The organism is Carnobacterium sp. 1290_CSPC (assembly GCF_001053265.1).
GTDB lineage: Bacteria > Bacillota > Bacilli > Lactobacillales > Aerococcaceae > Aerococcus > Aerococcus urinaeequi.
Genome location: NZ_JVVG01000037.1, coordinates 1 through 14,434 on the forward strand (window position 1 = coordinate 1; position 14,434 = coordinate 14,434).

The 14,434-nt window shown below is 30.5% G+C and carries 14 protein-coding genes and 2 pseudogenes; all 16 read right to left on the minus strand.

The genetic code is table 11. The features are described from left to right. Positions 1 to 207: 207 nt before the first annotated feature. Positions 208 to 1,290 carry a nitroreductase family protein gene (locus AC973_RS02900; protein WP_048727048.1) on the minus strand — a complete coding sequence of 361 codons (1,083 nt, stop codon included), beginning with the start codon at positions 1,288 to 1,290 and terminating at the stop codon, positions 208 to 210. Then, on the minus strand, positions 1,280 to 2,770 hold the full coding sequence (locus AC973_RS02905; protein ID WP_065419853.1) for a lipopolysaccharide biosynthesis protein: 1,491 nt from the start codon (positions 2,768 to 2,770) through the stop codon (positions 1,280 to 1,282). Before AC973_RS02905 ends, AC973_RS02900 begins: the two co-directional genes overlap by 11 nt. A 1-nt stretch (position 2,771) precedes the next feature. Next, on the minus strand, positions 2,772 to 3,713 hold the full coding sequence (locus AC973_RS02910) for a glycosyltransferase (RefSeq protein WP_048727051.1): 942 nt from the start codon (positions 3,711 to 3,713) through the stop codon (positions 2,772 to 2,774). A gap of 12 nt (positions 3,714 to 3,725) precedes the next feature. Continuing rightward, positions 3,726 to 4,838: an EpsG family protein gene (locus AC973_RS02915; RefSeq protein ID WP_048727054.1), complete on the minus strand. Its 1,113-nt coding sequence runs from the start codon at positions 4,836 to 4,838 to the stop codon at positions 3,726 to 3,728. Position 4,839: 1 nt separating this feature from the next. Beyond that, entirely contained in the window at positions 4,840 to 5,823 is a 984-nt protein-coding gene (locus AC973_RS02920; RefSeq protein WP_048727055.1) for a glycosyltransferase family 2 protein, read from the minus strand. Between the two features lie 11 nt (positions 5,824 to 5,834). After that, positions 5,835 to 6,965: a polysaccharide pyruvyl transferase family protein gene (locus AC973_RS02925; protein WP_048727058.1), complete on the minus strand. Its 1,131-nt coding sequence runs from the start codon at positions 6,963 to 6,965 to the stop codon at positions 5,835 to 5,837. Between the two features lie 24 nt (positions 6,966 to 6,989). Next, on the minus strand, positions 6,990 to 7,826 hold the full coding sequence (locus AC973_RS02930; RefSeq protein ID WP_225968921.1) for a glycosyltransferase family 2 protein: 837 nt from the start codon (positions 7,824 to 7,826) through the stop codon (positions 6,990 to 6,992). 234 nt (positions 7,827 to 8,060) lie between these two features. Further along, complete coding sequence (locus AC973_RS02935; protein WP_048727066.1) at positions 8,061 to 8,681, minus strand: sugar transferase; 621 nt, start codon at positions 8,679 to 8,681, stop codon at positions 8,061 to 8,063. Positions 8,682 to 8,696: 15 nt separating this feature from the next. Further along, complete coding sequence (locus AC973_RS09825) at positions 8,697 to 8,924, minus strand: hypothetical protein (protein WP_157850739.1); 228 nt, start codon at positions 8,922 to 8,924, stop codon at positions 8,697 to 8,699. Continuing rightward, positions 8,925 to 9,473, minus strand: coding sequence for a tyrosine-protein phosphatase (locus tag AC973_RS02940; protein ID WP_107069889.1), 549 nt, complete (start codon positions 9,471 to 9,473; stop codon positions 8,925 to 8,927). It abuts the gene before it with no gap. After that, positions 9,470 to 10,210: a CpsD/CapB family tyrosine-protein kinase gene (locus AC973_RS02945; RefSeq protein ID WP_048727070.1), complete on the minus strand. Its 741-nt coding sequence runs from the start codon at positions 10,208 to 10,210 to the stop codon at positions 9,470 to 9,472. The genes AC973_RS02940 and AC973_RS02945 overlap by 4 nt, the downstream gene beginning before the upstream one ends. A 3-nt stretch (positions 10,211 to 10,213) precedes the next feature. Further along, entirely contained in the window at positions 10,214 to 10,804 is a 591-nt protein-coding gene (locus AC973_RS02950) for a YveK family protein (RefSeq protein ID WP_225968922.1), read from the minus strand. 15 nt (positions 10,805 to 10,819) lie between these two features. Next, on the minus strand, positions 10,820 to 10,951 hold the full coding sequence (locus AC973_RS10090) for a hypothetical protein (protein ID WP_286131738.1): 132 nt from the start codon (positions 10,949 to 10,951) through the stop codon (positions 10,820 to 10,822). 1,088 nt (positions 10,952 to 12,039) lie between these two features. Continuing rightward, positions 12,040 to 12,957: pseudogene (locus AC973_RS02955) on the minus strand (substrate-binding domain-containing protein). Between the two features lie 14 nt (positions 12,958 to 12,971). Further along, positions 12,972 to 13,562: pseudogene (locus tag AC973_RS02960) on the minus strand (ABC transporter permease); the annotation flags it as partial. Between the two features lie 352 nt (positions 13,563 to 13,914). Then, on the minus strand, positions 13,915 to 14,424 hold the full coding sequence (locus AC973_RS02965) for a methylated-DNA--[protein]-cysteine S-methyltransferase (RefSeq protein ID WP_048727074.1): 510 nt from the start codon (positions 14,422 to 14,424) through the stop codon (positions 13,915 to 13,917). Positions 14,425 to 14,434 lie beyond the last annotated feature (10 nt).

Consider the following 14,434-nt stretch of genomic DNA (forward strand, 5'->3'; position numbering starts at 1 on the left):
ACTAAATAACGTATTCGCGATATTTGAAATTATTTACCAACACTATTTGTAAAAGAACCCAAAAATGGAAGTTCCTATAAGATGTGTAACTACTTTAAATATTAACTATACAATAGTATATTTTTAATACTTAGAACATATTCTACTTTCTTAAAATTCTTATGTTGTGGGGTAATTATAGCGACTTAAAATATTAATATTAATAATCTATCTAACATATTTAATATAATTTTCAAATGAATCTCTATCTGATAAGGGAGCTATAACTTTTTCAGTATAATTTCCAACAGAAACAAACATTATTAATCTTTCTGAATTTTTAGTACCTAATAACTTATGCTCTTCAATTAAATCTTTGTTACTCATATTAGCATTTAGTGAACAAGCAGCTAACCCCTTAAAATGAAGTGCATATAATAAAGACATTGAAAACAAACCTCCATCTACGAATGGTTCATTTCTCTCCTTATCACTAGAATAATAAGATGTATCGACGGTTATTGCTAAGAGTAAAGGAACATTATTTCTTTCATTCAAATTAAGTCCTTTTTGAATATTTAACGCTTCTACTATTTTATCCTTATTTTCAATTACATACACTTTCCATGGCTGTCTATTACAAACTGAAGGTGTATGTGATGCAATATTAATAGCTTCCTCTACTAATTCTAGATTAACTATTGAATTTTCGTAATCACGAACACTCATTCTACTGCTTGAAAATTGGTCAAAAGGATAATTTAGTGTATTTTTAATATTTTCTAAATTTACGGTTCTATTTGGTTTTGGATCATTTAATTCTTGATTTTCGCAATATTTTAAGTATCGAGTCAAGTGCTCTCTAACATTTTCAACTTCAAAATTATGATCATCATGATACTTTACATACGCTCTTATTATATTAACCGCACTAAGGAATCTCTCATCATCAGAAGGATATCCTAGTTCCATAAAACTATCCATACTATAAAATAAATCTCTAAAAGCTCTTTGACCAAAACCTAATCGAATATTTTTATTACTCATACCCTTCTCAATTGAGTGATAATGCAAAGTTATTTTCCCTCTTAAATTGTCCAAAGTATATTCCGGTACAAACCCAAATGAATTATTTGAATAAATCTTTTGATCAAACTTGTAAGCTTTATTTAATCTACTTTTATATAATAATTGTTTAACTTGTCTAATTTGTTTATCAGTAAGTACGGATTCGACTACCGTTCTAAGTCTATTAAAAAGACTTTTATTCTGTTTATTTTGGACTACGCTTTCTTCATTGTTACTTTCCATTTTTTACCCCCAATTTATTAATTCTACTAATAAATGTACCTTTTACTAAACCTAAAAATGCATCATAGTCATTTTTTGAAACAAATCTTAAAGAAATTACATAAGCTAATATTAATAAAAGTATATTAATAAAACTATGCACGATAGATGTTTCAAGTGGTTTTAATAATAGCGATAATAAATACATAAGTAAAGTGCAAAGTAAAGGTTTATTTAAATTGAATAACATATCCTTTATTTCGAACTTCATAAATAGTTTCATAAAAATAAAACCGGTGATTGCACCTTGTAGCCTAATTAAAATTCTAGAATAGACCAATGGCCAAAATCCTAGAGATCTAGAATAAATTAATACGGGAATTAAGAACAGTAAATGTGTTATTTGATAGATGAATGAAATCTTTGGAGCACCTTTTGCTCTATATACTTCACCATTAAAATTTGAATATACTATCCCTATCACTAAAATTAGAGCCCAGCTTCCTACAATGTTACTTGCTTCTTCCCATCCCTCTCCAAACATTAAATCAGTGGCTAAACTCCGATAGATAAAAACCCCAACTCCCATTGGAAAAATCAAGTATGCAACCATTTTTTGCATGTTAAAATATGTTCTTTGAAATTTCTCATCATCATTTTGCATTCTAGAAAGAGTGGCAAATAAAATTGGTAAAACTGAAGCAGTCACAATTGCCATTAAAGAATTTACCATATTCAATGAATTTTTATAAAGACCAAGATAATAACCAGAAAAAGTGCTTCCTATAATTAAAACATCTACCCATGTTGAAAGCCAAGAAGTTACTGAATCTAATAAAGTCCATATTCCATAAGATAACATTTCTTTCAAAATATTAAAATTAAAAACTAATTTTGGTCTCCAATCTGAATAGTAATTTAATATTATTGCATTAATTAATAATGCTATAGTATTTCCCATTATTAGTGACCAATATTTAAAATCTAGATAAGCTAAAGGAATTGTAATGAAAAATGGCACAATTGATGAGGCTATTCTGGACTTAAAAATCACTTTATAATTTAATTCTCTTCTATAATTTGCTGTTTGTATACTTGAAAAAGAAGAAATTACAAGTTGCAAACATGCTATTGCAATTGCATTACCTAATCCTTCGTTACCGAGCATGGTAGCTATACTGTCTCTAAAAACAATAATAATAATCCAAAGGAAAATTGATAAAGATAAGTTTGACCAAAAAGCAACATTTAGGGCTAAAATCTTTGAATCATCATTTTTAAAGTTATGTTGAACAATATACTTTTGGAATCCTGCATCAGAAAACATATCTACGAAACTAATAATCATATTTATTGTAGTTATTACACCGAAATACTCAGGCGCTAGTAACCTAGCAAGTATCATATTAACTAGAGGCGTTAAGATTCTTGCTAATATTTCTCCTATAGAGGAAAATTTAAGTGCATTGTTTACTTTATTCTTTGAAATATCATTCGCCACTTTATTTTCCTTTCTTTGAAAATTTATCAAATAATACCAATCTCAAAAGAAATATAATAGATTTTATTTTCATTTTAAAATTATTTGAATTTCTTAGTATAAAGCCTATATCAATCAACTTAAAATTTAAAAGTGCGTTAAAATCATTTTTATAATATCCATTTATAAGAATATTAACCGAATGGTTTTCCAGCATTTTTTTTAAAGCCTTATTCTCAAGTGAATTATACATTGGTTCTAGCGACTGAACTATTTCCAATATACTCCTAATATTTTTTAACTGATTACTCTGTGAAGTAATTGATCCCTCTCTAATTATATAATTATAAAATAGTATATCAGAAGATATTACTCTTGTTGCCTTAAGAAAAACTCTAGGCACAAATTCTTCATCTTCATGTAATATTCCTTTTTTAAAGAATAAATCATTATTTGAGAGAAAATCTTTTTTGTATAGATTAAGCCAAGCAGGCATATGCATTGATTTATTCTTTAATTCTGACTCTAAAAAATGTGCTCCTGAAACCACATTCTTATTATCAATGTGGGTATGAGCAATTATTTTTCTTTCATCTTTTAAAATTTTTATTGCCCCTCCAACGATTACATCTGCATCTTTATTAGCTGAAATCTCTTGGAATTTTTCACAAGTGTTTAACTCAATATAATCATCAGAATCCACAAATAATATGTATTGACCTTTAGCTCTCTTTAAGCCATAGTTTCTCGCATCAGATAATCCACCATTTTCCTTATGAAACGTTGTTACATGTTTATAATTTCTTTGAAATTCATCGCATAAACTTCCACTATTATCAGTACTTCCATCATCTACCAAAATTACTTCTATATTATCGTATGTTTGATTAACCAGACTTTTAACACATCTTTCTAAATACTCTTCGACATTATATACTGGTACAACTATACTAAGAAAAATCATTAATCTCCCTTCCTATTCCAAAAAAAATCTATATGGCATTACACCGTGTGGATCAGTAATAAACATAGTGTATGACCAAACAATAGCAAAAATGATTAATAGAAATAAAAATAATATCCCGATAAGCGATCTCCTGAATTTAAATTTATAACCAACCATTAACGAAGGCACTATTAAAATTAATACTGGTTTAAAATAAACCAGTATTCTATTAGCAATCCAAATCCTATTAGAAAATACATAGCTTATGATAAATAAGATATGCCAAACTACTAAAAATACATTATATGCATTCTTACGTCGTATAACTTCACTATTTTCAATTCTTTCTTTTAGTGGCATACGTACTTGGTGAATTCCTAAGATTAGAATAGCAGCATAAATAATCATCCATAATATTGAAATTTGAGATTCACTTGTATACAAATCAGAGACTAACAGTCTCTGATAAACTGGAAAAATCCTAACAAAAATTTCTAGTAACTCATTAAAATAATTCATAACTATAATAGATCCGACGGATAATAGTAACAGAACTTTCCTGTTTTGCATTATTGATCCAAATGTTACTATTATTAATACAATAAGTATCCATGCACTACTATGAAATTGACTTGCTAAAACAACAATTAATAAATACTTCAACTTTTCATTTTTTAGTAAATAATCAATTCCAAAGAAGAATATTGAAAGAGCAATGTACTGTCTCATTGTATTCATTGTTGATTGATAGAAAAAAATAATATAAATTACGGTTGAGATAGCAACATTATTAGAGTACTTATAAATTAATCTCGCAAATGAATAATTAATAAACAGGCTCGATATCATTAATACTGCTTGAGCATTATCAGTAAATATACCTATTATATAATTTAATAAAATATATCCTTTTTCCAATCTAATATTTTGAAAAGACGTTGTTAATTTATTAGTATCAATATATTTAAAAAATAAATCTGTATAATTATAAGTATCCAACCCTACACTTTTATCTCTTAACCCGGAAATAAGAGCAAGAATTAAAAAAATAATTAAAAGGTATAATTTTTTATTTTTTTCAAGATTAGGAATAAGAATTCCTAAAATAATAGAACTGATTAACAGCGACATATATAAAATCATTTTATTTTACTTCCTTAATATTGAATATAAACCTAACAAAATAAAAAAATAAAGAAGGTTGTAAGCAATACATAGCAGCCGTAATACTTACTGCTATATCTCTACTATTAAAAATCATATTTCTCATATGGTCTTTAACTTTAAATTCAACAGATAATCTATTAAATAAATCTTTTCTATTACCTCTAGCAAAAGTTTTGGCATATGACCAGATTACTCTTGAGTAAATATAATTTTGATAAGTTTCTGCAAACATAACATTATTTTTCACAAGATATTTTTCAATATTTTTAAATGATTCAAGTGAGTCTGTTCTTTCCCAAAAAACTCTATTAGTGGCTGAATTATCAACATAAAAATATCCATAAAGTTCATTGTTAATTTTATAGATTTTTTGGCAATGACATAAGTATTTCCAAATAAACTCTAAATCTTCACCAGTTATTCTATTTACAGGAAAAATTATTTCATTTTTTATAAGTATGGCTTTTCTATAAATAAAATTTGTAAAAGCTATTTTACCTTTATTAAATAGCAAGTCATTCATACAGTCTTCTTGAGTTTGTTTTTGAATATCAAAATCATCTTGTTTGTAATCAGTGTAAAATTTTTCATTTAAATTCCTTGTGAAATAGCAATATGCTGTATCTGCTACTTTTGTAGTTATAGTCTCAAATAATATTTGCATCAGTTGTGGATGATAAACATCATCACTATCTAAAAACATAATTAAATTATTTTTTGCTTTTATAATCCCTCTATTACGTGATGCACTTACTCCCATGTTTACTTGAGAAAAATAAGAAATATTTAGTTCTGACGATTTTGAAAATCCTATTATTTTATATTCCGTATCATCTGTTGAACCATCATTTATTATTACTACTTCGAAATTTTTAAATTCTTGATTTTCCAAAGATTGTAGAGTTCTAATTATTGTATCTGAGCAATTATAACAAGGTATTATAACGCTTATTCCATCCATTATAGCCTCCATTATTTATTTAAATGTTCACTTAAAAATGCCAAGGTATTTTTTACACCTTGCTTTCTTATATTTTCCACTGAATTATAGTCAATTTCTTGATCTATTATAGTTTTAATTTGATTTGGATCATATACTCCTCTTGAACTTAATCCAAACTTATTTAATAAATCTTCCATTTTTTCTTGATTACCGTAAGAACCATCTTTTGATACCCTGATTAGTGAAACAAATTTCTTGTGATTAATGATTGAAAAAATAGTACCATGAAAAGTATCAGTAATCACATAGTCTGCATTTTTTACATAACTAAGTAATTCAAATGGCGAAGCATTTATATATTCATCAACAAAATCCTGATAGCCCCCTAGCCCAATAATTTTTTTATTCTTACTTTTTGCAAATTCAATAATTGCTTGTATATCATTTTCACTTAATCTGTTTCTATATGCATACACAATTACATAGCCTGGTTTAATATTTACAACTGGTATCTCCTTTGAAAAGTCATACATCAATACCGGATCAAAATTTGAATTAGGTTTAATTCCAGTTAACTCTGTAACAATCCTACTTGAATTCTCATCTCTTACTGAAATACCATCAAACTGTAAAAGGCATTCTCTAATCTCATCACGTTTGCTAAAACTTTTAATTTTATCAATACTTGTGTTACCAAAAGACGCTGCGTAACTAATTAACTTATTCGCATTATTATTTTTCCCTAATAGCTCTAACGAATAACCTACCCTTGAAGATTTTTGAAAGACATTAAAAACTTCATCGCTACCAATTATTAAAGCATCTAGTTTTGGATTGTAATTTTTTCTTTCAGTTACACCTATTAGCGGTAAAAATTCAGTTTTGTATTTATTTATATTTTCAATTACTTCTCTATGCTTTTCAGGTAATAATTTAGTTAGTAACTTGCTATTACTAACAATATCAATCATTTTATTACGTACTACTTCTTTATAATAATTTTTTTTATCTCCTTTTGATGCTAATAAAGGTTTATCGATTTTATAATCAACAAATTCAACTTCATGTCCTAATTCTTCTAAAATATTCTTTAATCCATATGATTGTAAAAATGAGCCATAATTAACTATTCGTTGCATTGATAAAATTCCAATTTTCATTAATAACCATCCTCAAATATATTTTTATTTTTTTTGAATTTTTTCGTATATTTTTGCATCTACCAACATTCTGTACCATCTTTGATACAAATAATGGTAAATAAAACCTTCTTTACCATCAAGAAATCCTAATCTAAAAATGTAAAAATAAATAAACAATAACCAACTTCTAATAAACATAGGAAATTTATAATAAAAACCAAATTTCTTTTTTCTTGTTGAAAGTATTGCTTTATCTTTAAGATTTTCATCCAAATCTTGATTTATATAATCGAAATAATCTAAAACTTCTCGACTTGCATACCAATTTAGCTTATCTATAAAAAAAGTTAAATTTTTAAAGTCATAATGAAGGAATTTTTCTTTTGCTGCAATAGAATCACCTTTCTTTAAAATAGTATGTTCATCCATGTTACGATCTTCGATTCTTCCAATACCAGTTTTAAAAACCATTAATTTTCTTTTTTTTGGACCACCATATTTTATTTTTTTTCCCATAAAATATAACCAAGCTTCCATTGTTATCCCATTAATGGTTGTATTCTTGTTTATGTTCATTAAATTTTCTAATTCTAGGCATAATTCTGGTGTTAATCTTTCATCTGCATCTAGTCTCATTGTCCAATGCGTACTAATATTTGTATTATCTATTCCCCAATTAAACTGCTTAGCATAATTCTCAAAATCATGAAAATAAACGTCCACATTATACTTATTTGCAATTTCAATTGTTTTGTCAGTACTTCCGCTATCTACAATTACTATTCGTTTTGCAAAGTTTTTTAGAGATTTTAAACAATCCTCAATATTTTTCTCTTCATTTTTTGTTAAAATGATAACAGTAATATCTGAAACCATCATATCCTCCTTCTGATTGAAATTTATCTAATAAATAAGTTACCTAATAGTTATAATTCACTTACGTATTAATGATTAACAAATTTCATTTTTTTTCAAATAAAACTATATTATAAAGATACAACCATAGAATCAACATAGTAATCCACATTTAAATATAAGAATATTTCTATACTTAAGTGTTAATAAAAAACAACGCAACCCCGATATTTCAGGCTTACATTTCTTATGAAGTTGTTAATCCTTAATCTCTCTCTTAGCTTTCTCAATAACCCCGGTTCCACCTTCGACTACTCCATCGGTTCTTAGAACACTACTGATTGTTCCAAAGAAACACTTTAGATCAAAGGCAAAGCTCATGTTGTCAACATAGTCGCCGTCTAACTTGGCTTTAATAGGGATGGGTAGTTCATCTCGTCCATTAATCTGAGCCCATCCTGATAATCCTGGCAAGACATCGTTCGCACCAGACTTATCGCGTTCATCTGCTAAGTCATCTTGATTCCAAAGTGCTGGTCTTGGACCAATAATAGCCATCTCCCCTTTTAGAATATTAATTAGTTGAGGTAATTCATCGAGACTTGTTTTACGTAAAAAATGTCCCGACCTTGTAATAAACGTTGCTGGATCATTCAGCATATGCGTGGGTGTATCTTTAGGTGTATCTGAACGCATCGTTCTAAACTTATAAATTTGAAAGAATGTACGATTTTTCCCAATACGTTTTTGCTTAAAGAATACGGGGCCAGGAGAATCTATTTTGATCCATATTGCTAACACTAAAAAAATTGGACTTAGTATGATAATCGCTATTAATGATAAGATAAAATCAATCATTCTCTTTATGATAGTATACATCGCTTGCTCCTTATTCTAGAATAACCCAAACCACTTCTTACGCGGTTTCTTTGGCTCAATTGGTTTCTTTTTGTTGACTTTGTACCCGTTAAAGATGTTTCGTGCATTATCTTTAAAGTATTGGACAGCTTCTTGTCCGTATTCTTTCTCTAATCGCTCAAAAGCAACTTGAACATTCATTGGCCGGTGCTTCATATGATGAACATCTGAAGCTAATATGTGAGCTAGATTATGTTGAATCATTTATTGACTGTTCGCGACCAGTGTCTTACCATAGTAACCTGAATAACTTGATGTTGTTATTTGCGATAAACACCCCATCTGGACTAGTTGATACAACAGATTTAGATCACTTGATAATTCATGGTTTCGTTCCGGATGAGCAATTATTGGTGTAATTCCATCATCGATTAATTCTTGTACGACTTGCTTAGCATTGGAAGGTACTCTATCAGAAGGAAACTCAATCAAATAATACTTTCCAGCGGCATCTAACGATAGTAGCTCCCCATTATACAAATCATCCAGGAACTTGTCGGTTAAACGAATTTCCTGGGTTGCATAGACTTTTAGATTCACGTTAGCTTGATTGTATGCCTCTTGCAGAGTATTCGCTACTTCGAGTACATCTGCCTTATAATTAATATACTTACCGTTACGATGATGAGGTGTTAGAACCATATGTTCAACCCCTTCATCAACAGCTTGCCTGGCTAATTCAATTGATTGTTCGATGGTTTGAGCTCCATCATCCACACCAGGTATGAGATGAGAATGCAAGTCTATAATCATTTTTCATCTTCCTCTAAGCCATAAGCATAGTATCCATACCCTTTTCCTTCTTCAAAGGGCACATTATTAATAACAAAGCCTAATATATTTGCTTTAACATTTTCTAAGGTTTGCTTGGCTTCTCTAACTAATTCTTTACGTGCGAAGTTTTGGCGAGCCACTAAGATCACACCATCGACTCTACTCGCAATAATTTGAGCATCTGTCACTGAATTAACAGGCGGTGTATCATAGATAACCATATCAAAGTTATTAGACAACTCTTGCATTAAACTTGCCATTTGAGTTGACCCAATCAATTCAGTAGGATTGGGTGGCATAGGTCCTGAAGGTAAGAAATATAGTCCTAATTCCTTAGACTTTTGAACTACTTGATTAAACTTTAATTCTGGATTCGCTAATAATGTCGTTAATCCTAGTTCATTATTCAACTTAAACGTCCGGTGAACAGTTGGCTTACGCAGATCACTATCTACAATTAATACTTTCTTCCCAGTTTGAGCGTATGTATAAGCCAAGTTAACAACAGTCGTTGACTTCCCCTCCATAGATATAGAAGAGGTAACTGCAATACTCTTAACTGAACTGCTAATTTGTGCAAACTCAATATTAGTTCGAATCGTTTTATACTGTTCCGCTACTGCTGACATAGGTTCGAAGTATGTTACTAAAGGTGATCCTAATTTTTGTTCATTTTCTAGTTTTTGTTGCTTTTTCTTACTTCTAAAATTAAACATGATTTACACCCTTCTTCCTCTGTTTTTAGTAGAGATAGTACTTTGTACTCGACAATGCTCTTTCTGATCTTCACTTAGTTCAAAAATTTCTCCTAGTTTAACCATTTGTAGATCTATAAGGTCGTCACTAGATTTCACTCTGCTATCTAATAATTCAATAACAAGTGCGATAGTCACCATAATCATTGCTCCAAGGAGCCCACCAATTATGGTTACTTGTACTACATTAGGTGACACTGGAGATGGGTTGAACGTAGCTGACGAAACTACATATAAATTTGAGACATCATCACCATAAATACTTATCAATGTTTTTTCAAATTCCGTGATCGCACTATTTACAATATTTTGCGCATCTCCAGGTGTATCCATCGTTGCAGAAATGTTAAAAGCTTGAGAATAAGTAGATTGTTCAACACTTAAAGCATTCCGTAGTTGAGGAACTGTAAATTTTCCATCCAAACTATTGTTCACTTCCGTTAGCACACCATCTCCTAAGATAATATCTCTGTAGGTACTGACTAAAGTTACGTTAGTTTGTACTTCGTTATATTGAATTGAAGTATCCTGACTACTACGTTGATTTACAATCAACTGCGCTTGAGATGACTATTGTGGCTCGACGAAAAACATGACCACTATCGCTGCTAAAGTTGCACCGATAATCCCCATATTTAGAATTCTAATAAAGTATTTTTTAAACAATAGCCATAAATCATAAGGTGTGTATACTTTTTCCATTTTTCCTCCCAATTATCCTAAATCATTTCTAACCATTACCAAAAGTTTCTTTAATTAAAAATACCAAGTATTAATAGTTTAAAGTCGTATTTTTTTAAATTAAGAAGTTTTATCTTTGCATTTAATTATAGTTCAAAAATGAATCATCCATCAATATAATTTACAACCATAATACAATTTCATGACTTTCCCTTTCGAAATATAACCTATATGTATATAAAAGGGTGTATAAACATTGTTCTCCCAAAAGCCTTTTTACATTTTTGTACAACATTGTTTCTATTTTATTTTGTTAACTAATGAATTAATCTAAAATAATTCAGTTTGCTAGGCAACTGTCTATCTTACATCTAACTGATCTAACTGGGAAAACCTATCTGCGCTAATTCTGATAGGTTGAATTTTTTTATGTAACACATGATGTACAACATATAGAATAAGACTTAAAATTCAAATTCAAATTCAAATTCAATACAGATTTTGAAGAATTATTCACTGAAGAACCAATTCCAATTTCTATCCCTTTAACTTTACATGAAAACTCTCGAATAATTACATCAATCAGATATCCAGGTCAGACAATGCAAAGTATTAAAATGTTCGAATTTTCAGAAAATCAAAATTATCTAAACAAATATTTCATCATCTTCCTAGAGAAAGTAGACAATACACACTAATTCTCAAAGAATTAAAATATATATAATTTTATAGACCGAGTTAAGTCATAATTAATGAATATTGACTTAACTCTACAAATTATCTGCTATCCCTGAATTAACAATCTAATCGGAAGAATACTTAGCTATACAACCAGAATTAGCGAAAGGGATATCTCAATTTCGAATTGAGTATAGAGTTAATGGTAAAAAATCAAGTTTTATTTACAAGACAATGTGGAGTATGGAGCATGAGATAAGAAATTTGTAAAAATTCACTATGACTTATACAGTCTTATTTATGACTATTTTAGTTCACCTATTTAGTCTCAAAATTGAATTTTATCAATATATGACATTATCTCATAGTAAGCACAAATAAAAGACAAAGCAATAAAAAGCTTTATCCTTTATCTTATATTCAGATATTTCTTAATCCTTGGTTACTAACTCCAACGGTGAGTCTATTTTCTCAGGAATTTCTTGCCCTGCATAGAAGTCATAGGCTGCTTGTAATGCTAATCGCCCCATTTCATCCGGCTGTTGTGCAATTGTAGCTGCTAATGACCCACCTTCAGCTCCATCAAAACTGACAACTGTAATTTGATTTGATAATCCAGCACCTTGGATCGCTTCAATTGCCCCTAATGCCATCTCATCATTCTGCGCAAATACAGCTTGGACATCGCTATTTCCTTGTAGCATATTTTCCATTACAGTTAACCCTTTAGCTCGGTCAAAATTAGCCGTTTGACTATCTAATACATTCAAACTGGCTTCAGCAACATTGGTAAATCATTCACCACGTTCATTCGTAGCTGATGCGTCTGGCACACCTTCTAGTTGCAATGTACTTGCATTCTCGCCAACCTGGTCTACAATGTATTGCGCTGCCATCTCACCACCCGCAACGTTATCTGAAGCTACTAAAGTCACAAACTCACCGGCGTCAGTTGCTCGGTCGACCAGAATAACTGGTATCCCTGCACTATTGGCAGCTTCAACAGCTGGCGTAATAGCCGCAGAATCTACTGGGTTGATTAACAGCACATCAACACCCTGTTGAATTAAATCATCCACGTCATTGGATTGTTTAGCGGAATCATCTTGCGCATCAACTGAGATGACCTGGGTCCCATTTTCAGTGGCTAATGTATTAACGCCCCCCTCTAGTGATACGAAAAATGGGTTGGACAATGTTGAAACTGACAGTCCCACAGTAATTTCAGCTGGCTCCATATTTTCAACCACTGCCTCATCTGCACCACCCGGCGCTTCTAGTGAAAAAGCTAGCGCACAGCCTACCAGTAGTAGTATTGGTAAAATTAATGTTAAAACTACTTTCTTCATTGATTTCGACTCCTTTATTTACGACGGTCAATTAATACAGCGATGATAATAACGATACCCTTCACAATTTGTTGGTAGAAAGTTGAAACTCCTAAAAGGTTTAAACCGTTGTTTAATGTCCCAATAATTAAAGCACCAATCAAGGTACCAAAAATACGTCCCTTACCAACAGACATACTAGTACCACCTAAAACAACAGAAGCAATAGCATCCATCTCGTAAGATTCACCCGCAGTAGGTTGTGCTGAATTTAATCGCGAGGTTAAAATAATCCCTGCTAGTGAAGCTAAGACACCTGAAATACTATAAACAAAGATTTTAATTTTATTACTCTTCACACCGGCAATAAATGATGCTTTCTCATTACCACCAATCGCAAACGTTTTACGCCCAAAGCTCATTTTATGCAGTAACACGAATAAAAGCGCAAATACTACTAGGGTAATTACGATTGGGAATGGAATACCGAAGAAGTACCCCCTACCCATAAATTGAAAAATAAAAGTTTCATCTAAGCCAGTAATCGGTTTACCATCCGTCAGCACTAAAGTGGCCCCCCGGTAAATAGTCATCGTTGCTAGTGTCGCAATAAAAGGTACAATTTTCACTTTTTGCTATATATTTGTTAAATTATTGTAAAATTTTTATGACCTAAATAAAAATAAGTCCAATTTAGTATATATATAATAAAATAGATAATTATACGATTAGAATTAAGCAACTCAAACTACTTTAGTGAATCTATAATTGGTTGGGATGAAAATATGTATAAGATTGTGTATTAATTTGTCCTATAATACTAACCAACAGTCAAAGAATTCAGGGTTTTATATGTGTTAGACCGTTAGAGTTAGTGAGGATGTATGAGTCATATGGTCTCGTATCATATATGGGCATAAAATAACACAATAGAAAAAGCATCGAAACCAATCATCTCTTGGTTTTGATGCTTTTTAATTAACTGCTTTCAAATTTTCTAAGTACTTGTCCTAAATGATTTGTGGCAAGTAGATTCCCTGCTTGATCGCTTGGTATCAAGACGCGGTGACTTGGAATCATAATGGCTATTGGATTACATGTTACTGCACCAATCACAGCATTTACTGATCCTCGCCCTTTAGTTTGTCTAGCTGCAATTCTATCAGCTAATTGGCCTAGAGTAATAACTTGGCCATAAGAAATCTTTTGTAGTTCAGTCCACACATCTTGTTGGAAAGCAGTACCTTGAGGCATTAATTGAAAATCGATTGTTTCAAGTGGTTGCTTGGCGAAGTATGCGTTTAACCATTTTACCGCTTTATTAATAATCATTGATTGGTGAAATTCTGCAATTGGTTCTATCTTATCGAGATCAAATGTACCGCCAAATTTGGATTGATTCTCAAACCATGCGCCCAATAATCCATGGTCGTTTGCTAGTAATGTAATGATGCCTAATTCAGATTGATACGGATATTTATATAACATGAGAGCACTC

Excerpts from the sequence above, each read along its gene's own strand:
- AC973_RS02900 (WP_048727048.1), bottom strand. The coding sequence starts at position 1,290 with ATGGAAAGTAACAATGAAGAAAGCGTAGTCCAAAATAAACAGAATAAA.
- AC973_RS02920 (WP_048727055.1), bottom strand. The coding sequence starts at position 5,823 with ATGGATGGAATAAGCGTTATAATACCTTGTTATAATTGCTCAGATACA.
- AC973_RS02965 (WP_048727074.1), bottom strand. The coding sequence starts at position 14,424 with ATGTTATATAAATATCCGTATCAATCTGAATTAGGCATCATTACATTA.
- AC973_RS02940 (WP_107069889.1), bottom strand. The coding sequence starts at position 9,473 with ATGATTATAGACTTGCATTCTCATCTCATACCTGGTGTGGATGATGGA.
- AC973_RS02945 (WP_048727070.1), bottom strand. The coding sequence starts at position 10,210 with ATGTTTAATTTTAGAAGTAAGAAAAAGCAACAAAAACTAGAAAATGAA.
- AC973_RS02925 (WP_048727058.1), bottom strand. The coding sequence starts at position 6,965 with ATGAAAATTGGAATTTTATCAATGCAACGAATAGTTAATTATGGCTCA.
- AC973_RS02910 (WP_048727051.1), bottom strand. The coding sequence starts at position 3,713 with ATGATTTTTCTTAGTATAGTTGTACCAGTATATAATGTCGAAGAGTAT.
- AC973_RS10090 (WP_286131738.1), bottom strand. The coding sequence starts at position 10,951 with ATGGAAAAAGTATACACACCTTATGATTTATGGCTATTGTTTAAAAAA.
- AC973_RS02915 (WP_048727054.1), bottom strand. The coding sequence starts at position 4,838 with ATGATTTTATATATGTCGCTGTTAATCAGTTCTATTATTTTAGGAATT.
- AC973_RS02930 (WP_225968921.1), bottom strand. The coding sequence starts at position 7,826 with ATGATGGTTTCAGATATTACTGTTATCATTTTAACAAAAAATGAAGAG.
- AC973_RS02935 (WP_048727066.1), bottom strand. The coding sequence starts at position 8,681 with ATGTATACTATCATAAAGAGAATGATTGATTTTATCTTATCATTAATA.
- AC973_RS09825 (WP_157850739.1), bottom strand. The coding sequence starts at position 8,924 with ATGATTCAACATAATCTAGCTCACATATTAGCTTCAGATGTTCATCAT.